Annotated in this window: 10 protein-coding genes; 2 read left to right on the top strand and 8 right to left on the bottom strand. The window is 62.0% G+C overall.

Annotation, left to right across the window (positions count from 1 at the left end):
• Positions 1–53: 53 nt before the first annotated feature.
• Entirely contained in the window at positions 54–1,418 is a 1,365-nt protein-coding gene (locus tag KSS95_RS18620) for a lysine N(6)-hydroxylase/L-ornithine N(5)-oxygenase family protein (RefSeq protein WP_217848572.1), read from the top strand.
• Positions 1,419–2,041: 623 nt separating this feature from the next.
• Here KSS95_RS18620 and KSS95_RS18625 read toward each other — a convergent pair.
• The 5 genes from KSS95_RS18625 to KSS95_RS18645 all read right to left on the bottom strand — a co-directional run bounded on the left by KSS95_RS18625 (position 2,042) and on the right by KSS95_RS18645 (position 8,342).
• A complete protein-coding gene (locus KSS95_RS18625) occupies positions 2,042–4,252 on the bottom strand; it encodes a TonB-dependent siderophore receptor (protein WP_217848573.1) in 2,211 nt (736 codons plus the stop codon).
• Positions 4,253–4,399: 147 nt separating this feature from the next.
• A complete protein-coding gene (locus KSS95_RS18630) occupies positions 4,400–4,798 on the bottom strand; it encodes a hypothetical protein (RefSeq protein WP_217848574.1) in 399 nt (132 codons plus the stop codon).
• 182 nt (positions 4,799–4,980) lie between these two features.
• The gene (locus KSS95_RS18635; protein ID WP_217848576.1) at positions 4,981–5,532 is read right to left on the bottom strand and encodes a DUF6990 domain-containing protein; all 552 of its coding nucleotides are present in this window, start codon (positions 5,530–5,532) and stop codon (positions 4,981–4,983) included.
• Between the two features lie 663 nt (positions 5,533–6,195).
• Positions 6,196–6,696: a hypothetical protein gene (locus KSS95_RS18640; protein WP_217848578.1), complete on the bottom strand. Its 501-nt coding sequence runs from the start codon at positions 6,694–6,696 to the stop codon at positions 6,196–6,198.
• 8 nt (positions 6,697–6,704) lie between these two features.
• Positions 6,705–8,342 (bottom strand): VENN motif pre-toxin domain-containing protein, encoded by a 1,638-nt coding sequence (locus tag KSS95_RS18645; protein ID WP_302467655.1) that lies wholly within the window; start codon positions 8,340–8,342, stop codon positions 6,705–6,707.
• A gap of 304 nt (positions 8,343–8,646) precedes the next feature.
• Here KSS95_RS18645 and KSS95_RS24900 point away from each other — a divergent pair, with 304 nt between their 5' ends.
• On the top strand, positions 8,647–9,366 hold the full coding sequence (locus KSS95_RS24900; RefSeq protein ID WP_437179558.1) for a hypothetical protein: 720 nt from the start codon (positions 8,647–8,649) through the stop codon (positions 9,364–9,366).
• A gap of 150 nt (positions 9,367–9,516) precedes the next feature.
• Here the strand turns inward: KSS95_RS24900 and KSS95_RS18660 are convergent, their stop codons facing one another.
• The 3 genes from KSS95_RS18660 to KSS95_RS18670 are packed head-to-tail and all read right to left on the bottom strand — an operon-like array spanning position 9,517 to position 23,713.
• Positions 9,517–10,008, bottom strand: a complete 492-nt coding sequence (locus KSS95_RS18660; RefSeq protein WP_217848582.1) for an SMI1/KNR4 family protein — start codon at positions 10,006–10,008, stop codon at positions 9,517–9,519.
• Between the two features lie 26 nt (positions 10,009–10,034).
• On the bottom strand, positions 10,035–10,520 hold the full coding sequence (locus KSS95_RS18665; protein WP_217848584.1) for an SMI1/KNR4 family protein: 486 nt from the start codon (positions 10,518–10,520) through the stop codon (positions 10,035–10,037).
• Positions 10,517–23,713, bottom strand: coding sequence for a hemagglutinin repeat-containing protein (locus tag KSS95_RS18670; protein ID WP_217848586.1), 13,197 nt, complete (start codon positions 23,711–23,713; stop codon positions 10,517–10,519). The genes KSS95_RS18665 and KSS95_RS18670 overlap by 4 nt, the downstream gene beginning before the upstream one ends.
• Between the last annotated feature and the right edge of the window lie 4 nt (positions 23,714–23,717).

Below are 23,717 nucleotides of genomic sequence, written 5' to 3' on the forward strand. Positions count from 1 at the left end.
TTCAGTTCAAGGAATACGGCTGCCAGCGGCAGCCAGGGCATGGAAACTCCAACGTGAAACATTCAACTGATCGCATCTACGATCTGCTCGGGGTGGGCGTCGGCCCGTTCAACCTCGGGCTCTGCGCCTTGCTGCAACCGCTGGAGCAGGTCGCCAGCCTGTTCTTCGAAGCCAAGCCGCGCTTCGAGTGGCATGCCGGCATGCTGATCGGCGACGCGACCCTGCAAGTGCCATTCACCGCCGACCTGGTGACCATGGTCGAACCGCGCAGCCGCTTCACCTACCTGAACTACCTGCATGAACAGGGCCGGCTGCACCAGTTCTGCTCCTACGAGAGCTTCTACGCGCCGCGGGTCGAGTACAACCGCTACTGCCAATGGGTCAGCGAGCAGATGGACAACATCCGCTTCTCGTCCCGAGTGGTGGCGCTGGAAGTGATCGACGACATTTTCCACCTGACGGTGCTCGACCTGGCCAGCCAGCAGCAACTGACCTATCGCGGGCGCAACCTGGTGCTGGGGGTGGGCACCGAGCCGACCTGGCCGGCCATGGCCGATGCGGCGATGGGCCAAGGCAACTGCATCCACTCCAGCGCCTACCTGCAGAACAAGCAGGCGCTGCAGACCCGACGCGACATCACCATCGTCGGCAGTGGCCAGAGCGCCGCGGAGATCTTCCTCGACCTGTTGCGCGAACAGCCGCGCCATGGCTATGCGTTGAACTGGCTGTCGCGCAGCCGCGGCTTCATCGCGATGGAGTACTCCAAGCTCGGCTCGGAACATTTTTCCCCGGATTACGCCGAGCACTTCCATGCCCTGCCCGAGCACAGCCGCCTGGCGGCGCTGCAAGGGCAAAGCCACTGGTACAAGGGCATTTCCCTGGACACCATCAAGGACATCTACGACTGCCTGTACCTGCAATCGATCGACAAACCCGTGCCGGTGGTGCTGCAGTCGCGCACCGAGCTTGAGCGCATCGACAGCCACGGCCAGCGCCTGGCCCTGGATTTCCGCCAGCTGGACATGCACAAGCGGTTTCGTTTCGACACCGACGCGCTGGTGCTGGCCACCGGTTACGACTATGTGTTCCCGCCGTTCCTGCGCAGCCTCGAGCAATGGCTGGAGTTCGACAGCAAGGGCCATGCCGCGGTGAATCGCGACTACACCCTGAAGACCTCAGGGCACATCAAGGGGCGGATCTACGTGCAGAACGCCGAGATCCACTCCCACGGCGTCGGCGCGCCCGACCTGGCCATGGGCGCCTTGCGCAGCGCCAGCATCATCAACCACCTGACCGGCACCGAGCATTACCAGCTGCGCAACCGCAACGTGTTCCAGACCTTCGGCATCGCCCCGCAGTGGTTGCCGGGAGCCGAGGCCGAGGTCAAGGCCCTGCACGGCAATCCCGCACGGGCCTGAGGGGGACCGAGCTCGCGCAGACGCCCCTCTGTAGGAGCCAGCCTTGCTGGCGAACCAGCCGACGCGGTGCATGGCACCGGCTGCGCCGGTGTTCGCGGGTAAGGCCGCCGCCATTGGGGGCGCGCCGGCCTTAGAACCAGCCCTTTCCAGGTCTTGGGTGCGAGGGCCACGAGGTGTCTGCCTAGATCCATGCGGCGCCTGGCGGCCTTGACGCGGTCCTTTCCCTGGTGTCTGTCTGGGGAGGGGGGTTGGCGTTCAGAGGTGTCCGCCGTTAGCTATGCAGCGCCTATGAAATCGAGCGCCGCCCGCGCGGCGCATCGCGGATGCTCCTACATTTGTTGCAACGTACCGAACCTGTCAGGCCACAGTTGCCAGCCTTGGCGCAGGGCGCAAGACCGCTGAGGCGGCGGCAACGCTCACGCAAACATCGCGTCGAGCGCACAAGGCTAACAACCATGGCCCATCAGGCATGGCCACGTTGCAACAGATGTAGGAGCGGATTCATCCGCGATGCGCCGCGCGGGCGGCGCTCGATCTGATAGGCGCTGCAAGGGTTGTGGCGGGCCCCTGGCGGCCTTCATGCCGCCAACCCTCGCGCCTAAAGACCTTGAAAGGGCTGGGCCTTAGAACGAGATATTCAACGCCGCGAACAACGCCCGGCCCGGCTGGTTGTAGGTGTTGGCCCCCGAGCTGCTGGCGTTGCCGCCACGCAGGATCTGCTTGTCGAAGAGGTTGTTCACCCCCAGGCGCACATCGTAGGTGGCGTTGAAACGGTAGCCGGCGCTGACGTCCACCAGCCCGTAGGCCTCGACATCCTGCTGCGCCTGGCTGTCGTACTGCTCCTGGGTGCGGTAGTTGTAGGTCGGCGACTTCTGCTTGCCGTACCAGGTACCGGCCACCTGCAGCGACAGCTTGTCGGTGGCCTGCCAGTCGAGGCTGGTGTTGACCGTGTACTGCGGGATCACCGACAGCGGCTCACCGGTTTCGCGGTTGTCGTTATCGAGCATCCAGGTCAGGTTGGTGTTCCAGTCCAGGGTCGGGCTCAGCTCGACGAACAGGTTGCCCTCGATCCCCTCGACCCGCGCCTTGCCGGCGTTTTCCCACTGGGTCACGCGGCGACCGCTGTTGATGGTGTAGAGCACATCGGTGTCGCCGATGATCTTGTTCTGGTAGTCGTTGCGAAAGTACGTCGCGCTGGCACGCCAGTCACCCTGGTCGTAGGCCAGGCCAATCTCCTTGTTGACGCTGATTTCCGGCTTGAGGTCGGCGTTGCCCTGCAGATAGCAGCCACCCGAGTTGGCCTGCTGCACGCTGCAACCGTTGCCACGGCTGTAGAGCAGGTAGTTGGGGTTGGCCTGGTACAGGTTGGGCGTCTTGTAGGCGCGGGCGATACCGCCCTTGACCGTCCACTGCTCGGTGAGCCGGTGCGCCAGGTTCAGGCTCGGGCTGAAGTTGTCGCCGAAGCTGTCGTGGTGGTCGAAGCGCAAGCCCGGGGTGATGGTGGTGTCGCCGACGATGATGTTGTCCTCGACGAACAGCGCATGGCTGCGGGCGTTCATCTTCGTGTCGGCGCGGTTGAAGCCGACGATGGCATTGTTGCCAGTGCCGCTGGGGTCGAAACTCTGCGGGCGGAACGAGCCCTGGTCGTTGAGGGTTTCGTAGAGGTACTCGCCGCCCAGGGTCAGCACATGCTCGGTGCTGCCCAGGGCGAACGGCAGGTTGACCTCGCTGCTCAGGCGCGTGTTGCGCAGCCGCGACAGCGCCGCGCCGCTGTCGTTGATCGAACCCTCCGGGCCGCCGGCCAGGCCTTCGTTGAGGCGCCAGTTGCGCACGTACTCATAGGCCAGCACGGTCTTGCTGGTGCCCCAGGCGAAGTCGCCCAGGTGGGTCAGGTCGTAGGTGTTGCGCTGCATCACGTTGGTTTCGTGGCCATACAGGCTGGAGATCAGGCCGATGTTGCCGCCGCCGTTGCTGTTCATGGTGTCGCCGGCGTAGATATTGCCCTGGCGGCTATAGCCGGCGCTGGCCTCGAGGCGGTGCTCGTCGTTGAGCTTCCAGCTCAGCAGGCCGTTGATATCCTTGTTGCGCACCCCTTCGCGACCGGCGACCAGGGCACTGTTGGCATGCCCGGCGTTGATGTCCAGGTCGTCGGCGTCGGTCTTGGCCAGGCCGCCATAGACACGGAACCCGAGGTTGTCGGTGAGCCCGCCACCGAGGTTGAAGTTGGCCCGGCGGCTGGCGCCCTCGGCGCTGTCCTGGGGCATTTGCGTGTACAGGTTGAGGCTGCCCTTGAGCTCATCGGTGGGGCGCTTGGTGATGATGTTGACCACCCCGCCCATGGCGCCGGAGCCGTAGCGCGCCGCCGCCGGACCACGCAGGATCTCGATGCGCTCGACTGCCTCGGCCGGCACCCAGTTGGTTTCGCCGCGGGTATCGCGGTCGCCGTTCCAGCCGTAGCGCACGGCATTGCGCGCGCTCGAAGGCTTGCCGTCGATGAGGATCAGGGTGTTTTCCGGGCCCATGCCGCGCAGGTCGATCTGCCGGTTGTTGCCCCGCGCGCCGCTGGCGCTGTTGCCGGTGAGGTTGACCCCAGGCTCGCGGCGGATGATGTCGGAGAGGTCGTTGGCCGGCGGCCGGCGCTGGATGTCCTCGGCGGTGATGGTCGACGAACCCAGGGCCTGGCGCGCCTCGCGTTCGGCGGTGACCAGGGTGTCCTCGATCACCAGCGCGCCACCGCGCTTGTCCTCGACCTCCACGGCCGCCAGGGCCAGGGTCGGTGAAGCCAGGGTCATCAGCGCCAGGGCCAGGTGGCGGGGCGAGGTGCTCGGTTGCATCGGTACATCTCCTGAAAGCGTGGGCGTATGGCAGGGCCCCGTACCGGCAGGCCCCTCGCCCACCGATTACTCAGGCAGGGCCTGGGGAACCGTCAGGGATGGTAAATATAGGTATTCTCATATGCATTTAAATCTTATTTACGAAATTTACAGGTTGCACCCTGCCCGCCTCCAGCGTTTGCGCGCCACCCGCAGCAAGGCCGCCAGCGGCCCGGTCAGCAGGATCGCCGCTGCGCACAGTGCCACGCAGACTGCGGCAAAGCCCAGGGCGCGCACGGGGTGATGGGGGTTGAAGTAGCCCAGCACCAGCACTGCCAGCAGGACCGTCAACGCCCAACGGATCACCAGGCGCGGGATCGCCACCATCAGCAGGTTGAAGAACACGAAGGTGTAGAACACCAGCATCGTGGCCAGGCCCACGCCGACGCCGCGGGCCAGTGGCGGGCCGACATGCAGGCGATACAGGTCGAAGCCCAGCGCGAGCAGATAGGGAAACGCCACGCAGGCGAGTGCGTGGAGCAACAAACGGGAAAACAGCGCCAGCATGCGTCCATGGTCCTTGAGCCGGCCATTGATCCCGCATGGCCGTGGGCGGAGGGGGCGCATGCTAAGCATGCGAAACGGCTCTGTGCAACCGGCTGGATACTCGATGTGGATGGGCAGCTACTGCCTGCCGCTGAGCGCAAATAGAACAACACCGGCGCGGGGCCGGCGTTGGGTGATTAGCGTCAACGCACATCTCGCGCAATCAAGAGCGCGCGCGCTATCATGTCTTGGGTGATATACGGAACAAACCCTGATCTGTCACCCTGCTCGAAGCTGAACTGATAGTGTGCAAGACAGCTAACGTCTCCAGCTATCGCCAACGCTGCCAAGTGCCGCAACGGCATAGCGCCCTTCGAATTTGTTGGCAAAGCTCTATAAGCTGCCAAGCCTTTTTCTATATCTTGAGCAGACGCCCAAGATATAGCACTTCGAGAAAGTCTAACGACATCATCCAGCGAGAAATCGACTATTTTCTCCGGCACGTCATTACTTACAATGATCGGTACATAATCACGGGCCTCACCCAAAACGAATGCAGCTGCCGCCGTAAAACTCCTTGTAGAAACAGATGGCATTAATGAAACCCTAAAATGATCAGAGCGCTTCCCTATAGCCGGAATAATCTGAACCTGGACATCGCCAACGTCCATTAGGCAAAAACAATCCCCAACCTCATCTTTGCCGCGTCTCCAGCCAAGCCCCTCTAGAGCTGGCAACATCTCTATTTCTTTCACTACTTAGCACCTGGAAAATTCATGATCTCAACCGGAATTCCATTGGGATAGCCTTGCGAAAAGGGGACCGCGAAAAGGGGACAGATTTATTTTCCCTACTCTAATTTCGACCTACCCTGCCTGACAGCTATATCGCGACGCCTCAGGAACCGAATTTAAAGTAGAGAAAATAAATCCATCCCCTTTCACCGTGTCCCCTTTTACCCACCTTTCACCCGTGTCCCCTTTCACCCGATCCACAAACCGATTGTTACCCGTCAGGAAAAATAAATCCGCCCCCTTTTCGGTCCCCTTTTCGTGATTTTCCCTACTCTAATTTCGACCTACCCTGCCTGACAGCTAGATCGCGACGCCCCAGGAACCGAATTTAGAGTAGGGAAAATAAATCTGTCCCCTTTTTCGCTGTCCCCTTTTTCGCTAACCATTGCAGCCTGATCTTGCTGGCGCATCGCTTCAATACTTTGATATCGGTTGAGCAGCCAGCTCTCCAAGGAGCGAAAAGGGGACAGATTTATTTTCCCTGCTCTAATTTCGACCTACCCTGCCTGACAGCTAGATAGCTACGCCCCAGGAACCAAATTTAGAGTAGAAAAAATAAATCTGTCCCCTTTCCCTCCCCTTTCCCCCTGTCCCCTTGCTCCTCTTTTTAGTCGCCTTTATCGATCATCTCTCCTCGACTCTCCCCCCCTCTAATGGGTGCAACCTCAAGAACTCAATATAAAACTCATGAAGCTTATAAAAGTTCGCATCAGGATCACTTTTTAATTCTTGATAGCGGGCCAAAAGACTTTCAAATAACCCTTCCGGAACAGCATGCTCATCTACGTCACGCCTTGCATAACAGAAATACTCAAACGCTTCTTTTAGCATTTCAACGGAAAGGCTTTTGCTATATCTCAGCAGAAACAAGAATGCATATCCCCACTCATCCTGGGACATCAGCAAATAATATAGACAAGCTGCTCGCAAGGAGTCACTGAATGGCACATCGGACTCCAGAATAAGCTTGCAATATTCAAGTCCTTTTCTTACGTCAGCCACATAAAGCCCACTTAGATACTCTAAGGCATCTTGTGCAGGATCCTCAAAGGAGAGTTCATTAATGTATCCATTCGCCAGATAATTATCTAGCCCACGAAGAAACTCATGAACAGAATGCCTCATTAAATTTATCACTTAAAGGCTCCCACCTGCATAGTTGACAACCGCTTTGACCCATCATCCAAAATCGTCCAAGTTGCATTCACCCGCACATTCCCTTGAGGACCAGAAAGCACAATAGAGGACCGCCTATTTGCCACTGTAATATCGCGAGCAGAAGCCAGCAGCTCGGCTATGATCATTTTATTATTCTTAGCCGTATCAATAATCCCCGCACTATCAAGAACCCGCGCCATATCTCGCGACCTTTCAACATTATGCATTTGACTAGAAAGCAGTCTCAATCTAGCTTCATTTTCGGGATTCTTTGCAAACTCCTTCTGACTTGCAGCTCGCAAGGATCTCAGAGATTCATATTCAGTCTGCAACGCGCCCAGATCACCGGAAGACTTACCCCGCATGTACAGCTCAACCTTATCAAGCGGCACCCTTGCATCACCTTTCACTGCCGTCGCATGAAGTCTCCCATTTGCATCTGGCAACCACTTAAGACCAATATCAAATGCGAATCGTTTATTTGCACTAGCCGCAAGAGATCCCGCTTTACTAGCCACTTTAGTAACAATTTTCTCGGTAACGTTAACCGAGACCTTGGCCGCTCCTACCCCGCCCCCAAGTAAAGCGGCAATTTCCGACAACAGCTTGCCGCCTTCAACCCCTGCCTTGAACGACCCGCCGGCCCCTGCTCTCTCGTACTCGGCCTCCATTTGATCGATACGTTCAATATACGACTGTTTCACCGCATCAGCGATGTTCCCAAGCACATCATCACTCTGGAACAGTGACTTCAAGGCATCGAACGTTTCACCCGGGCTGCTGGCCGTCTGCACGATCCCTTTGACGGTGTCATACAACCCCTCCGGCACGCCGGCGATCATACCAGCGGCAAAGCTGCCATCCTGTCCTACGTCGATCGCTAGCCACTTCGCCTCTTTCTGGGCCGTGCAGGCAGTGTTGTCGCAGGATGCCAATTCTGCGGCCTTCTGCGCTTTCTGCTCCTTGCTCAGATAGTTGTTTTCTACAGCATTGCGACCGGCCCCAGCACCGGTGACGGCACCCGCGCTATTGCCCTCTACAAGGCCTCCCGAAAGGCCGGCCGCCAACGTCGACAATGCCGAAATCGTCTGCTTCTGCTCCTCACTCAACGCACTGGTATCACTGGTACCATACAGTTGCTGAGCAATAAGGCGTGCGGATAGCTCGCCGCCAGCAGCCCCGGCCGCACCCGCTGCCGCCGAGTTGCCTTGCGCCTGGGCCACCACGGCCCCAAGCACAGCGTGGGCCATGACATTCAGCGCCGCGTTGTCTCCAGTGGACTTCTTGATCAACTGCGCCAGGTACGGCGCCGAGGCGCCAGCCAGTGCCGAGCCGATATTCCCGCCGGCCAGCCCCTGCAGAGCCGCCGTCACCGCCTGGGTAACGCGCTGGTAATCACCGCTGGTACCGTGCTTGCCCATAATCTTCTGGTAAGCCTCGGTCGCAACCAGCTTATTCTGATAGTCCTCGACAGCTTTCGGGTCAGCGCCTTGCCCAGGCTCGTGAGTACCCTGCTTCGCAAGCTCAGCCTTTGCCTCCTCCTTGGCCTTGCGCAGCCCCTCGGTCCGCACGATGTCCGACACCTGGGTCCCGATCTCACCGATCAGTTGCACCTGCTGCAGGCGCCGTTGCTCTTTCTCCTTGTCAAAGATCGCGAAAAGGCGCGAAAAGGGGACAGATTTATTTTCCCTACTCTAATTTCGACCTATCCTGCCTGATAGCTATATCGCGACGCCCCAGGAACCGAATTTAGAGTAGGGAAAATAAATCTGTCCCCTTTTTCTGCACATCCCTCTCGATCCAAACCATTACTGAACAAAGTGATGGATCACTGGCAAATCCAAGAATAGCCCCTGAGTCGAACTCAACACTCGCAGGCCCTGCTGTCAACGTAAATATTTCATTCTTAGAAACTCCGTGCTCGACAGCCTCTTCAGGCGCCCACCAACTATACCGCTTAACCGATATCAGCTTGCAACCTATAAGCTGTTTCAGCTCATTCAAAAAATCTGCTGGAATTACAGAATAGCCACTCATTTCCCTACCGCCTTTTGCGCCTGCCCAATCAACAAATCAATCGGAAAAGGGGACACCGGAAAAGGGGACCGGAAAAGGGGACAGATTTATTTTTCCTACTCTAATTTCGACCTACCCTGCCTGACAGCTAGATTAGGAAAAATAAATCTGTCCCCTTTCCCCGTAGTTGTCGGTGTCCTGCAGGCTCTGCAGCGTCAGGTCGCGTCCAACGTCGGCGACGACCTTGTCGGCGTTGGCCTGGGCGCCTTTGAGCGTGGTATCCCACCCGCTGAGCAAGCTGGCCTGGTTCCCGGCATCCAGGGTCGTTTCCGTCCAGGTGGTGCCATTGCCCTTCTCGTTGCCCGAGCCTTTGTTGGCATTGGCAAAGATGCTCAGGCCCGCGCCACTCGAACCGACACCGATACTGGCGCCGATGGCACCGCCGCTGCTGCTGTTCTTGCCGTCCAGTTTCTACGTATTGGCCGCGGCTTCCAGCAGGATGTCGCGCTTGGCTTCGAGCGACAGGTCGTTGCCCGCCTTGAGCTGGCTGCCCTGCACACGGATATCGCCGCCCGTGGCATCACAGTGGGAAAAGGGACAGATTTAGTTTCTCTACTCTAATTTTCGGCCTACCCTGCCTGACAGCTAGATCGCTACGCTCCAGGAACCTAAGTTAGAGTAAGGGAAATAAATTTGTCTCCTTTTTACTCTCTTCCCGTCCACTTTTCCCGTCTTTTTTCTGCCACCCAAACAGAAAAATATAATTATAAATTATATTTTCAACAAGTCGCCCGAGGTTGCAAGACTTCTCTCTCCAGACAACTGCATAAGCAAACAATTTAGAAACCCACGCAAGTCATACGAAAGCGAACACACAGACTCCTCATTTGAGTCATAATGAAAAACCTGATCCCCCAACCCACTCTGTACAAAATAATACTGGCTATCAGAAATAAACGAAAAAACAAAAGGGCGATTCAAATATTTCTTACCACCACACTCTCTCAAGTCAGCCAAAAACACCTCTTGAAACAGAAGATGCTCCCTAACACGCCATGCGGGGCGATACAATTGAATAATAGAGTCACCCAACCAACCTCCATCACTGCGCCCCATTACCGACAAAAAATCACTTAACTGCCCCGTCACACTTATATCATATAGTCGCGCAATAGCTGACATTTCAGTCTCGCTATACCCTACACATCCCCTCACATCACCCGACACTCCTGAAAAGACCCGCTCAACGAAACTGCTCAACATACACCTCCTATCAAAAAGCTGCTCCTCTAAATTTCGAGCAACCCACTTTTCTTTGAAACCCCACTTCCACGAGGCGCAACACTTATCTTCAAAAATGCCTTGAGATCATACCCAGTTTCTGCAACCGACTGCCCACAACCATCAAAGCTATACACAGCATCCCCCTCCTTAGTCCTTAAGTAATAGTATTCGCCCGACGGCAAATAGCAAATCACGAATGGCTTTCCCAAAAACTTATGAAGCCCTGCATCTTGCATTTTATCGCAGAACTCAGTTTGAAATAGCACATGCTGACGAACCCCCCACCCAGCATTATAAATTGCTATCGCATCAGACTTAAACAAACCTCCATCTGAAAGCCCCAACACAGAAAGAAAACCCTTTAACTGACCTTCAACATTAATATTATATAGCCTTGAAATTGCAGCCAAGTCTTCATCACTGTATCCCAGGCAATCTTCCTGCCTTACGGATGTCCCCACTAACATATCTTGCAGTAGATCCTTACTCATGGATTCACCCCCGTAGTCCCCTGAAAGAATCGCACATCAAACTTCGGGTTCTTCTCAGCAAATATTGCGCTACTAATCGCACAACCTGAACACATACCCGGCTTTGCAGCCGAAGTATTCTCAACCCCAATAGATACGACTGCTTTTTTTCCAGCATATACATCTTGGAAGTAACTCATCAATTTCTGCTCAGCATGATTGAAGTTTGTACTACCGTTACTCCCATTCACCACACTGGGCAACGCCCGACTATCCGCTGTAATGATTTGATACTGCACTCCTCCAATTTCCACTTTTGTAGGCGAGTTTTGCTTCCAGTTTTTTCCACTAACCGATAGCACATACTGAACATTTCCGTCAACACTGATAGAGCCTGCTGCTACAGATAGGCCTTGAGTATTGCCTTTTTTCACGTAATCACTGAGGGCGTCTCGGAGCAGGGCAGGATTTATAGCCGTATCCGGGATTTTGTTGAGCTCCTTGACTGACAGGTTTTTAGGCAGCCCGTCTACCCGACCACCTTTGCTTGCGCCAGCAACCCCCGCCAATGCAGTAACAACTGCATGAAGCTTCATAACAGTATCGTACTGGCTTGCTACCTCATCAAAGCTTTTATTACTCTCCTTGGCGATCGCTGAAATAGCCGCATCCCGAGTAACCCCACCAGCATCAAGCCCTGAAAGTATACGACTAGCGTTTTCTGCATCTTGGGGATACAGCTCTTTATAGAGCAAGCGATAGCTTACCTCTTCACCGTAGGACTTTAATGCCTCCTGGGCTTTAGCCACCAAAGTCAAGCAGCCAGCAGAGCTCTTATTACCCTGGGTGCATGCATCAAGAACAGCCTGATCACGTTCACTATCCAGTCGTCTAGTGTCCGCCAATTCCCGACTTTCTTCAGCTGTAAGCGAACCAGCCTTCTCCCGCCGCTCCAAAACTTTCTTTCGCTCAGCCTCTGCCGCACTTAGATAGTTATTCTGAACAGCGTTTATGCTTGATTGAATTGCAGTAGCAGCGCCATTTGCGTCCCCCCCAGTTACACCACCAGCTAACCCAGCCGCTAATGCAGAAAGCGCGGTGATGTTCTGCTTCTGGTCTTCACTAAGAGTCGATGTGTCGCGAGTTCCATATAACCGCTCGCTAAGCAGTTGCGCAGTCAGCTCTCCTCCGACTGCCCCTGCAGCCCCGGCAACTACCGAGTTACCCTGAGCCTGTGCCACAACTGCGCCCAGGACGGCATGAGCCATGACTCGAATGCTGTCATTTTCACCGGCAACCTGCTTGATCACACCTGCCAGATAGGGAGCTGAGGCTCCAGCCAAAGCACCGCTGATATTTCCCCCAGCCAAACCTTGCAGCGCTGAGGTTACAGCTTGAGCGACCTTCTGATAGTCGCCACCGGTACCGTACTTGCCCATGACCTTCTGGTAAGCATCGGTAGCGACCAGTTTTTTCTGGTACTCCTCGATTTCCTTTGTGCTGGCCCCATCCTTAGGCTCACTGATACCACGCTCCCTGAGCTCAGCCTTCGCCTCATCCTTGGCCTTGCGCAGCCCCTCGGTCCGCACGATGTCCGACACCTGGGTCCCGATCTCACCGATCAGTTGCACCTGCTGCAGGCGCCGTTGCTCTTTCTCCTTGTCAAAGATCGGGCTGATGCTGTCATTGGCATGCTCGACGTCATGGCTCAGGGTCGCGACGTCTTGCTTCTGCTGGCCAGGATCACGGATCTCCAGGGTGCCCTCGGAAATCGCCGATGACGTGGTACCGCTGGCGCTGCCGCTGTGGTTGTAGGCAATCAGCGTGCCGCTGGGCATGTTGCTGGTGAAGCCCGTCGAGCCGCTGTTGCCACCGCTGACGCTGGCGCTGGCCATCTGGCTCTTGAACTCGGCCTTGTTCTCGATATCGCTCCAACCCAGGGTGCCGGTGCTCAGGCGGTTCTTGTCGGCCTCGGCAGTGCTGGCGATGACGCTGCCGTCCAACTGAGTGTGCTTACCGACATCGACCTGGTAGCCACCCTTGCCGGCGAACAACCCGGTCTGCTCCTGCACGCTCTGGTACTTGGAGTCGAGCTTGTTCTGGCTGACGCTGAGACTACCGCTTGCCCCACCCGCACCGATGATGGTGACGCTTACCCCGCCGCTGACATTGGTCTGCTTGGACTTGTAGTTGTCGGTGTCCTGCAGGCTCTGCAGCGTCAGGTCGCGTCCAACGTCGGCGACGACCTTGTCGGCGTTGACCTGGGCGCCTTTGAGCGTGGTATCCCGCCCGCTGAGCAAGCTGGCCTGGTTCCCGGCATCCAGGGTCGTTTCCGTCCAGGTGGTGCCGTTGCCCTTCTCGTTGCCCGAGCCTTTGTTGGCATTGGCAAAGATGCTCAGGCCCGCGCCACTCGAACCGACACCGATACTGGCGCCGATGGCACCGCCGCTGCTGCTGTTCTTGCCGTCCAGTTTCTGCGTATTGGCCGCGGCTTCCAGCAGGATGTCGCGCTTGGCTTCAAGCGACAGGTCGTTGCCCGCCTTGAGCTGGCTGCCCTGCACACGGATATCGCCGCCCGTGGCATCACTGCCATTACCCTTGGCGACGATGGTCAGGTCGTTGCCGCTGGTCAGGCTGCTGCCCTGGCTGACGGTCTGCTCCTGGGTCTGGCGCGAGCTGGACTTCTGCCCGCCGAGCGAGATGGCGATGCCGACGAACTGGCCGGCGTTCTCCGACGTCATGCCGCCATTTTCCTGCGCGGCCTGCCAGGCCTGCACACCGGTCAGGCCGGCCTTGATGCCTTGCAGGGCCGAGAGTCGGCTGTCCTCCTCCTTGGTGGCCTGCTTGGCTATCTGGTAGGCGGTATCGACAGCACTGCCTACCGTGCCGGACAAGGCCAGGGTCAGGCCGCTGCTCTTGCTCTTGGCGGTCTGCTCGCTGCTGTTGTGGTGCTCGGCCGCGACGATCTCGACGTTCTGCCCGACCAGGGTGATGTCCTTGCCGGCGATCAGCTCGGAGCCCTTCACCCCCAGGTCCTTGCCGGCCTCGATGGACACGTTGCCGAGCACGCTGCCGACGGTGCTGGCCTTGCCGTTCTCGGTCTTGCTGGTGGCGGTGTTCTCCAGGCTGGTCGAGCCGAGGGTGAAGCCGATCCCGCCGCTGCTGAGCAAGCCGGACTTCTTCTTCGAGCTCGAGTGGCTTTGCTCGAAGGTTTGCGTGGCACTCTCGATCTGGATGTTGCCCCCGGCCAGCAGGCTCGTGTCGTTGGTGGACACGATGTTGCTGCCCGATACGCCAATATCCTGCCCGGCGTGGATCGCTACCGTGTCGCCGCTGACCGACGAACCTTCCTGGGTGACGGCATGCGTGCTGTCGATACGGGTCTTCTGGCTGCTGGAGAGTCCGGAGCGGCTGGTCTTGGTCTTGCGGTAGTAGCTGTAGTCGCTGTTCTCCTCGGCGACCAGGTTCACGTCACCACCGGCATAGAGATAAGCCTCATTGCCCGCCGTCACCTTGCTGGCACTCAGGCTCAGGTCGTCCCCGGCCTTGAGCGCCACGTTACCGCCGGCCGCCACAGTGCTGGACACTTGCTGGACGTGATCTTCCTGGCTGGTGACCTTCCTGGTCTTGCTCGCCGAATGCTGCTCATTGGCGGCGGACACCAGGCTCAGGTCGCCGGTCGCGGTCATTGCCACATCGCGCTTGGCCTCGATCGCGCTGGCCACCGCATTGATGTCGCGTCCGGCGCTGACGGTCAGGTCGCGCCCGGCCTGCAGGCTGGAGCCGTTCTGGGTCACGCTGTAGTCGCTGTGGCGCACGCCCTGGTCATTGCTGACCACCTGCTGCACCGAGGTCAGCTTGACGTCGCGCCCGGCCTTGAGGTTGGTGTCGGCGCCACTGGTGAGCACGCCGCCGCTGTTGAGCAGATCACGCCCGGCGTTGATCGCCAGGTTGTTGGCCGCCTCGACCCTGGCCGCGCTGTCGACGAAGTCGCGCTGCTGGGCGTAGCTGCCGTTGCTGCTCTGGTGCGAGGTCGCGCTGCGCTCGTTGGTCACGTCGCGGGTGGCGGTGAGGGTCACGTCACGCCCGGCGATGATGCCGCCGGCCTTGTTCGACAGGTTGTTGCCCGCCAGCAGGTCGAGACGGTCGCCGGCCTCCACCAGGCCGCTGTTGACCAGGTTGTTGCCGGCCTGGGCCGACAGGTTGTGGGTCGCGCGCAGGGTACCGACGTTGTCGAGGTTCTGCCCGGCGATCAGGTTGACGTCGCTGCCGGCAATCAACGCGCCGTTGGGCGCCAGGCGGTCATTGGAGTGGGCCAGGTAGAGCACCGGCACCAACACCTGCTCGCCATTGACCTCGGCGTTTTCCAGCCACACGATGTCGTGGGTCAGGGCCGCCACCTGCTCGGCGGTCAGGCTCACGCCCACCGCCAGGTTGAGCTGCTGCTTGCTCTGGATGGCGTTGTCCATCAGGTACTTGAACAGCTTCTCGTCGGTGTCCTGGCCGTCGATGAAGCGCTGGCCGGTACGGGCGACCACGGCCTGCTGCACCAGTTTCTGCTCGTAGAAACCGTCACCCAGGCGCTTGGCGCTCAGGTCGGGGTCGTAGCCGAGGTTCGCCAGCAGGTAGTCCGAACTCATGAACTGCTTGAGGTCGGTGAGTACCGGGTTGGTTTCGATCAGGTACTTGTGCGGGTTGCTGCGCACGCTGCTGTCGGGCAGGCCCTGCACACGGTCGATGGTGATCGGCGCCGGGCCCTGGGCGTTCAGCGCGGCGGCCTGGGTGATACCGTCGTTCACCTGCGTACGCCCCGGCAGCAGCGGGCCGCTGCCTGCGCCCGGCAAGGCGGTGTCGATGGCGCTGGCATCGCCGACAACGGTGGCCTGGCCACGGCTGGCGGTACTTAGCTCGGTGCTGCGGCCGGCCGCCTGGGTGACGTCACCCAGGTTGATGTCGCGCGCCAGCACCTGCGGCAGCGGCTGCTGGCGCTGCACGGCGCTCAGGCTGGCGCCGCCCAGGGTCCAGCTTTGCGGGCCGCTGTTGGCCGGCGTGCTGCCGGCGTCGGTGCTCAGGCGGAACAAGCCGTGCTGGCCGCTGGGCAGGCTGAAGCCCGGCAGCGCCAGCGGGTTGACCTGCTGCTGGGCCAGGTCTGGCGGCAACTGCTGGTTGAGGTTGATCCGAGTGGAGAACGCGGTGCCCGGCGCCGAGGTGTCGGTACGCGCGCCACTGCCGATGTAGTCGTAGCCCGGGCGCACCACGCTGTTGCTGATGCCGTTGCCGGCGCTGATGCTCACCGCGCCGCCGGCCTGCATCACCCCGGCATAGCTCTGGTCGCCGCCGGCGAGCTTGCGGCTGCTGCCCAGCGATACCAGCTCCGCTTCGGTCATGCCGATGAAGCCGGCCAGGGCGCCTTGCAGGCCGCCCAGGTCGTTGGGGTTGTAGCCGGCGCTCTCGTACCAGTACTTGCTGGTGACCGAGTTGGCGACGCTGTACCAGCCGCCGGCGTTCTTGGTGCGCGCCGAGCGGAAGATACGGGTGGTCTCGGTCTCGCCGGTCTCCACGCCGCTGTTGGTGAGGTTGTTCACCGACGCCACCAGGCTGCCGGCGGCAGCGATGGTGCTGCTGCTGTTGAGCAGGTCGCCGCCGCGGATCGTGAGGTTGGCGCCCGTGGTGATGCTCGACGCGGCGCTGGCCTCGGTGACATCGAACTTGTCGCGCTGGACGATTTCCCAGACGTGGTTGCGCTTGCCACCGCAGTCGCCGGCGTTGTAGCCCTCGATACAGGCGACTTCGCCGATGCGCGCGGTGTACACGCCCTTGTTGTCGGTCTTGAGTACCGCGCGCACGTTCTGCACGGTGCTGGCGGCCAGGCTCATCGAGCCATCGCTCTGCAGCGAGCCGGAGCTGTTGACGATGCTGCTGGCCAGGGTGCCCTGGCCGTCGCGGTCGATGGTCAGGTTGCCCAGGCTGTAGACGTCGGCATAGCTGTTGGTCAGGCTGTCGACACGCAGGCCAATGTCGGCGCCGCTGAACAGCAGGCCATGGTCGTTGACCAGGGCGCCGGTGGTCAGGGTCAGGTTCTGCGCGGCGCCCAGGGTGCCCTGGTTGTTGACGGCACCTGCCGCGACGGTGAGGCCGGCCGCCGAGGTCAGGCGTCCGGCGTTGTTCAACTGGCCGGCCACCGAGACGCTGGTGGCGCCGCCCCCGGCGATGCTGCCAGTGCCGCTCAGGCTGGCCTGCGAGGCGCCCAGGCCCAGGGTGCCGCGACTGCTCAGGCGACCGTTGCCAGTGTAGCTGCCGCCCAGGTTCAGGCTGAGGCTGCCGTCACTGGCGATCAGGCCATCGTTGCTCCAGGTGCCACCAGTGCCCACCAGCGTATCGCTGGCCAGCAACTGGCCGCTGGCGGTCTGGCTGAAGTCGCCGACATTGACCGTCAGGCGCCCGGCCTGGATGACGTTGCTGTTGCGCCAGCTGCCGGCGTTGAGGGTCAGGCCGCCTCGGGTGACGATGCTGCCGCCGGCGCCGGTGACGTTGGCGGTGGCGATATCGAAGGTGCCGTTGCCCACGTGCAGCAGGCTGCCACCGCCGTTGAGGAAGCTGCCGACGCCCAGGCTGAGGTCGGTGTTGGCGGTTTCCAGGGTGCCGTTGCGGTTGTCGAACTGCCCGCCGATCTGCAGGCGGGTCGCGCCAATGGTGCCCAGGGCGCGCAGCTGGCCGGTCTGGTTGTCGAGGCTGGCCGCCTTGATCGCCAGGGTGCTGTCGCTTTCGATAATGCCCAGGCGGTTGTTCAGCGCGCCACTGAGGTCAAGGTCGATGCGCTGGCCGGCGATCTGGCCATCGTTGTCGCCGCTGTTGTCGAAGTTGCCGCCGCTGACCTTGACCAGGCCCTTGGCGTACAGGCCGCCGTTGCGGTTGTCGAAATCGGCGGTGGTGACCTGGGCGTCGCCGGCCTGCGCGGCGATCCGCCCGCCGTAGTTGTCGATGCCGCCAAGCGCCTTGAGGGTCAGGAACTGGCCCTGGGTGGTGCCGCCCTGGCGGTTGTTGTTGAGGTCATAACCGTTGCGCAGCACGCCGCGCAGGTCGGCGTTCACGCCGCCCTTGAGGCTGGCGAGCACGCCGCCGCGGTTGTCCACGTTGGCGGCGCTGACATCGAGGTTGCCGTTGTCGGCAAGGATGCGTCCGCTCTGGTTGTCGATGTCGCCGGTCACCAGCTTGAGGGCGCCCTGGCCCTGCAGGGTGCCCTTGCCGTTTTCCAGGCTGGCGGCGCGCACATCGAGGTTGCCGTTCTGGCTGTAGATCAGGCCGTCGGCGCTGTTCTGCAGCACGCCGTCCACGGCCAGGGTCAATGGCTGGCCGGCCGCGACGGTGCCGCGGTTGCGGTTGTCCAGGCTGCCGGCGAGCAGGCTCAGCAGGCCCTGGCTGACGATCTGCCCACCCTGGTTGCCGACCTGGGTGGCGCGCTCGATGCGCAAGGGGCCCGCACTGGCCAGCTTGCCTTGGGTGTTGGTCAAGGCGCCGAGCAGGTCAAGGGTGACCGCGCCATTGCCGACCAGGGTGCCGCCGCTGTTGTCCAGGCTGGTGGCGTTGAGCGTCACGGCCTGCTGGGCGTTGATGCCACCGGCCACGTTGCCCAGGGTCATGGCGTTGAGGGCCAGGGCCGCGCCGCTGTCGATCAGGCCGCCTTGGCCATTGTTGAGCAGGCCGGTGATATCCAGGCGCTGGCCAGCGGCGCTGGAAAGAATGCCCTTGCCGCTGTTGTCCAGGTTCGCTGCCTTTACGGTCAGCGCCTGCTGGCTGACCAGGGCGCCGCCGCCACTGTTCAGCACATCGCCGCTCACCGTCGCCTGCAGCGCGCCGCTGCGACTGGACAGGGTACCCTGGTTGCGGTTGTCGAGGCTGTCGAGGGTAACCTCCACCCCCTGCCAGCCCGAGACCAGGCCAGCCTGGTTGAGCAGGCGCTGGGCATCGAGCGTCAGTTGGCCGCTGCTGATCAGCTTGCCGCCGCCGTTGTCCAGGGTGCGCGCCTTGAACGCCAGGGCCTGCTGGGTGGACAGCTCGCCGCCCTGGTTGCTCAGGTCGCGCAAATGCGCGACGGTCAACGCGCCGTCGGTCTTGATCAGGCCGCCGTCGTTGTTCAGGTCGCCCGTGGCGCTACCCAGGTCGAGGGCGATGGCGCCGCCGAGCAGCGAGCCCGCGCGGTTGTCGATGCCACGGCCGCTGACTTGCAGCTTGCCGGCCGCATTGATCAGCCCTTGCTGGCTGTTGTCGATATTGTCGGCCAGTTGCAGGTCAAGGTCGCCGCGACTGGTCAGGATGCCGCCACGGTTGTCCAGGCTGGCGGCACGGGTGTCGAGGGACGCCGCGGCGACCAGGCCCTTGATGTTGCTCAGGGCCTGGTCGATGCGCAGGACCAGGCCCTGGTTGCTCAGCAGCTTGCCGTTGTCGTTGTCCAGGCTGCGCGCGGCCAGGGTGAAAGCCTGGGCCGAGGAGATCTCGCCCCCCTGGTTGTTCACCCGCTCGAGATTTTTGAGCACCAGCACAGGCGCGTTGATCAGGCCCTGGCGGTTGTCCAGCAGGCCATGCTCGACGTCCAGGGTCAGCGCGCTGTTGCTGAACAGCTGGCCACCCTGCTGGTCCAGGCCGCTGACGCGAACATCCACCGCGCCGTTGCTGCCGATGCGGCCCGCGTCGCGGTTGGTCAGCTGACCGCTGACCAGGTTCAGGCTGGCGTCGCTGTCGATCCGGCCCTTGCGGCTGTTGTCCAGGCTGGCGCTGGTGAGGCTGGCCGGCCCCTTGGCGCTGATGATGCCCTGGTCGCTGTTGTCGAGGTGGGCACCGCTGAGCAGCAGTGCGCCGTCGGTGAGCAGTTCACCGCCCTGGTTGAGGATGTCGCCCGCGTGTTCGAGGGTCAGCGCGCCGCCGCTGGAGAGGCTGCCGGCACGGTTGTCGAGGGTGTCGCTGGCCAGGCCCAGGGTGCCTTCGGCATCGATCTGGCCCGCGCGGTTGTCGAGTTTGCCGCGCAGGTTGGCAGTGAGCGCCTGTCGGGATTGCAGCAGGCCGCCCGCGTTGTCCAGGCTGTCGCCGGTCAGGGTCAGCCCGGTCTTGCCCGAGAGCAGGCCCTTGCTGCGGTTGATCACTTCGGCCACGGTCAGTTGCAACCGGCCCTCGGCCAGGAGCTTGCCGCCATCGCTGTTGTCCAGGCGTGCGCCGCCCAGGGTCACGCCGGCCTTGCCCGACAGCTCGCCGCCACGGTTGTCCACCTTGGCCACTTGCACGTCCAGTCCCTGGGTCGCCGCCACCTGGCCACCCTGGCGGTTGTCGAGCACCTCACCGCTGAGGCTCAGCTCGTCACCGGCCAGCAGTTGGCCGGCCTGGTTGTCGAGGTTGCCGACCTTGGCCAGCAGCGCGGCCTTGGCGGATACCAGCCCTTGCTGGTTGGCCAGGCTTGCCGCCTGCAGGTCCAGGCGTTGGTCGGCGATCAGCGTGCCGCCCAGGTTGCGCAGCTCAGTGTCGACCACGACTTGCTGGGTGCCGCGGCTGCTGATCATCCCCTGGCTGTTGTCCAGGCTGTGGCTGTGCAGGTCCAGGCCATTGGCCGAGACCAGGCCATTGAGGTTGTTCAGCGCCTGCTCGATGCGCAGGGTCAGGCCCTGCTGGCCGATCAGCTTGCCGTTGCTGTTGTCCAGGCTGCGGGCCGCCAGGCTGAAGGCCTGGGCGCTGGAGATCTCGCCGTGCTGGTTGTCGACGTCGGCGAGGTTCTTCAGCACCAGTAACGGAGCGTTGATCAACCCCTTGTGGTTGCTCAGGCGCCCCTGGTTCAGGTCCAGGGTCAGGGCGCTTTTGCTGAACAGCTCCCCCCCCTCCTGGGCCAGGCCGCTGACGCTGGCCACCAGGGCCTTTTCGCTGGCGATGCGGCTGCCCTGGCCGTTGTTGAGCTGACCGGTGGTGAGGTCGAGGCGGTCGCCACTGACCAGGCGCGCACCCGCGCCGTTGTCGAAGCTGCCGGTAGCGACCTTGACCGCGCCCTGGCCGCTGAGCAGGCCGGCGTCGCTGTTGTCCAGGCTCTGGCTGGTCAGGGTCAGGCCGGCGTCGCCGATGATCGAACCCTTGCGGTTGAGCAGCGCGCCCTGGCTGGTCAGAACCAGGTCGTCGGCGCTCGACAGCTTGCCGGTGCTGTTGTCCAGGCGGCCGACCGTGGCGCTCAGGCGGCCATCGGCGCTGATCACGCCGAGCAGGTTGTCCAGGCCGGCATCGAGGCGGATGTCCAGCGCCTGGCGCGCGACCAGGCGACCCTGGCCGTTGTCCAGGCGCTGGCCGACGACGTTCACCGCGCCCTTGCCCGACAGCAGGCCCTGGTTGCGGTTGAGCACCTCGGCCACCTGCAGGTCCAGGTCGCTGCCGGCAAGCAGCTTGCCGTTGTCGCTGTTGTCGAGCTTGGCGCCCTTGACCGTCAGGCCGGTCTTGCTGGACAGCTCGCCGCCCCGGTTGTCGACCTCGGCCACCTCGAGCTTCAACGCCTGCTTGGCACCGATCTGGCCACCATTGCGGTTGTCCAGGCTGGCACCGGTCAGGGTCAGGTCGCCGTCGGCGACCAGCGCCCCCTTGTGGTTGGTCAGCTGGGTGATCTGGGCCACCAGCGCGCGTTGGCTGGAGATACGCCCACCGCTGTTGTCCAGGCTGGCGCTTTCCAGGCGCACAGGGCCGACGGCATTGAGCAGGCCGTCGCGGTTGTCCAGGTGGCTGCCGGTGTAGGTCAGCGCCGCCAGGCTGTTGAGCAACCCTTGCTGGCGGTTGTCCAGCTGGTCGACGGCGAGCACGGCCTGTTGGTCGGCGCGCAGCTTGCCGCCACGGTTGTCCAGCTTGGCCGCGCGCAGGTCGACACCGCCCTTGGCGATGATTGCGCCTTGCTGGTTATCCAGCAGGCCCTGGATGCGGGCCTTCAGGTCGGCATCGCCGACCAGGTTGCCGGCCTCGCGGTTATCCAGGCTGGCCGCCTCGAGGTCGATCGTTCCGGCCGAGCCGAGCAGGCCGTCACGGTTGTCCAGGGCGGCGCCCAGGGCGACCTTCAACCCGCCGTCACCGGTGACCTGGCCCTTGCGGTTGTCCAGGCTCTGGCCCTTGAGGGTGGTGGTGCCGGCGCTGGAGATCTCGCCGTCCTGGTTGTCGCTGGCCCCGGCCAGCGTCAGGCCGAGGTCGCCACGGCTGGTGACGGTGCCTTCACGGTTGTCGAGGCTGGCTGCGCTCAGCGTGACGCCGTTGGCCGAGACCAGGCCACCGACGTTGTTCAGGGTCTGCTGCAACTGCACGGTCAAGCCCTGGTTGCCCAGCAGCTTGCCGAGGCTGTTGTCCAGGTTGCGCGCCACCAGGGCGAAGGCCTGGGCGCTGGAGATCTCGCCGTTGTGGTTGTCGACGCTGTCGAGGTTGTTCAGGGTCAGGCGTGGGGCGTTGATCAGGCCGTCCTGGTTGTTCAGGTGGCCCTTGTTGAGGTCCAGGGTCAGTTCGCCGAGGCTGGTCAGGCGGCCGCCATCCTGCTGGTCGAGCCCGCGCACATTGGCGGTCAGCGCCTGGTTGCTGGCGATGCGGCCGGCGCCACTGTTGTTCACCTGGCCGGCCTTGAGGTCGAGGGTCTGCACGCTGGTGAGCTGGCCGGCGCGGTTGTCCACGCCAGCGCTGGCGTTGATGTCCAGGTGCTGGCCGGCGTTGAGGGTGCCGGCCTGGTTGTCCAGGGTAGCGACCTGCGCACTCAGCCGGCCTTGGCTGGCCAGCTCGCCGGTATGGTTGTCGAGGTGCCCGGCGTGGGCTTCGATGGCCTGGTCGGCCTTGATCAAGCCGCCCTGGCCGTTCAACAGGCGGCCCGCTTGCAGGTTGGCCTGGCCGGCGCTGAGCAGGCGGCCCTTGTCGTGGTTGTCCAGGGTGTCGGCGCTGGCGCTCAGCTGGCGTTGGGCGCTCAGGGTACCGCCCTGGTTGCTCAGGGTCTGCGCGGCGCTGGCGCTCAGGTCGCGGCTGGCCACCACGCTCTGGCCGCGGTTATCGATATGCTGCGCGTTCAGGCGTACATCGCCGCTGGCGTTGCGGCTGTTGTCGGGGTTGACCCCGGCCTCGATGATGCCGTGGTTGGTCAGGCGGCCACCGCTGTCGAGGTCGATGCGCTGACCGGCAGCCAGGTTGTTGCGGTTGTTCAGGTCACCCTGGGTCTTGACCTTGAGCTCGGTGCCGGCGTACACCGCGCCCTGGGCATCTAGCTGGCCGGCGTTGATCGCCACCGCGCCCTTGTCGGCGGTCGCCTCGACCATGCGCAACTGGCCGTTGGCGTCGAGCTGGATATCCCCGCCGCTGGCAATCAGCTTGCCGTCGAGCTTCACCCCGACCCCCGCTTCGGTGCCCACCAGGGTGATGGCGCCGGCATACATGCCGCCCAGCGCCGAGGAGTCGATGGCCAGCTGCGGCGCGGTCGCCGGATTGGCCGCCCGCGCGGTGGCCTTGAGCGTCTGCGCGTCGACATCGTTGGCACCGGCGACCACCGCCAGCTGGCGAGCCTGGATCTGCGCGTTGATCTTGGCGCTGCGGGTGATGATCTCGAACTGGTCGATGTTGCTGGCGTTGAGGCCCGCGCCTTCGATGGCGACACTGCCCTGCTCCACCTGGTAGCGCTGCAGTTGGCCGTTCTCGATCACCGGCTTGCCGGTGGTCAGGGTCGCTCGCGGGGTGTTGATGAAACCGCAACCATTGCAGGTGACACCGTAGGGGTTGGCGACGATGACATGCGCCGCCTGCCCCGCCACTTCGGTATAGCCCTTGAGCTGGCTGGGGTTGGCGCCGTTGACCTCGTTGAGGATCACGCTGGCCGAGCGCCCGGCCAGGTTGCTGTTGCCCAGGATGATCCCGCCCAGCTGGGTGGACTGGGTGCGGTTGGTGGCGTTGTTGAGGATCACCCCCTGCTGGCCGACGTTGTAGTCGCTGAAGGTGTTGTGCGAGAGGCCCGAGCCGCTGGGCGCGGCGATATTGACGATAGGCACGCCGTTACCGGCCTGGCCGAGGCTGGTGCCGCTGCCGTTGACCACGATGCCGTCGGCCATGGCCACCAGCGGCTGCCAGAACATCATGTTGGCCAGCACGAACGCCAAGCCGCGCTTGGACAGGCCCCAGAAAGTGTCTCGGGATTGCAAGGCAGCCGAAGGCTGGCGCACCAGGAAGGCGAACTGACGAACGTCCATGTCG

This window comes from Pseudomonas muyukensis, assembly GCF_019139535.1.
Classification (GTDB): Bacteria; Pseudomonadota; Gammaproteobacteria; order Pseudomonadales; family Pseudomonadaceae; genus Aquipseudomonas; species Aquipseudomonas muyukensis.

Excerpts from the sequence above, each read along its gene's own strand:
- KSS95_RS18625 (WP_217848573.1), bottom strand. The coding sequence starts at position 4,252 with ATGCAACCGAGCACCTCGCCCCGCCACCTGGCCCTGGCGCTGATGACC.
- KSS95_RS18630 (WP_217848574.1), bottom strand. The coding sequence starts at position 4,798 with ATGCTGGCGCTGTTTTCCCGTTTGTTGCTCCACGCACTCGCCTGCGTG.
- KSS95_RS18640 (WP_217848578.1), bottom strand. The coding sequence starts at position 6,696 with ATGAGGCATTCTGTTCATGAGTTTCTTCGTGGGCTAGATAATTATCTG.
- KSS95_RS18660 (WP_217848582.1), bottom strand. The coding sequence starts at position 10,008 with ATGTTGAGCAGTTTCGTTGAGCGGGTCTTTTCAGGAGTGTCGGGTGAT.
- KSS95_RS18665 (WP_217848584.1), bottom strand. The coding sequence starts at position 10,520 with ATGAGTAAGGATCTACTGCAAGATATGTTAGTGGGGACATCCGTAAGG.
- KSS95_RS18670 (WP_217848586.1), bottom strand. The coding sequence starts at position 23,713 with ATGGACGTTCGTCAGTTCGCCTTCCTGGTGCGCCAGCCTTCGGCTGCC.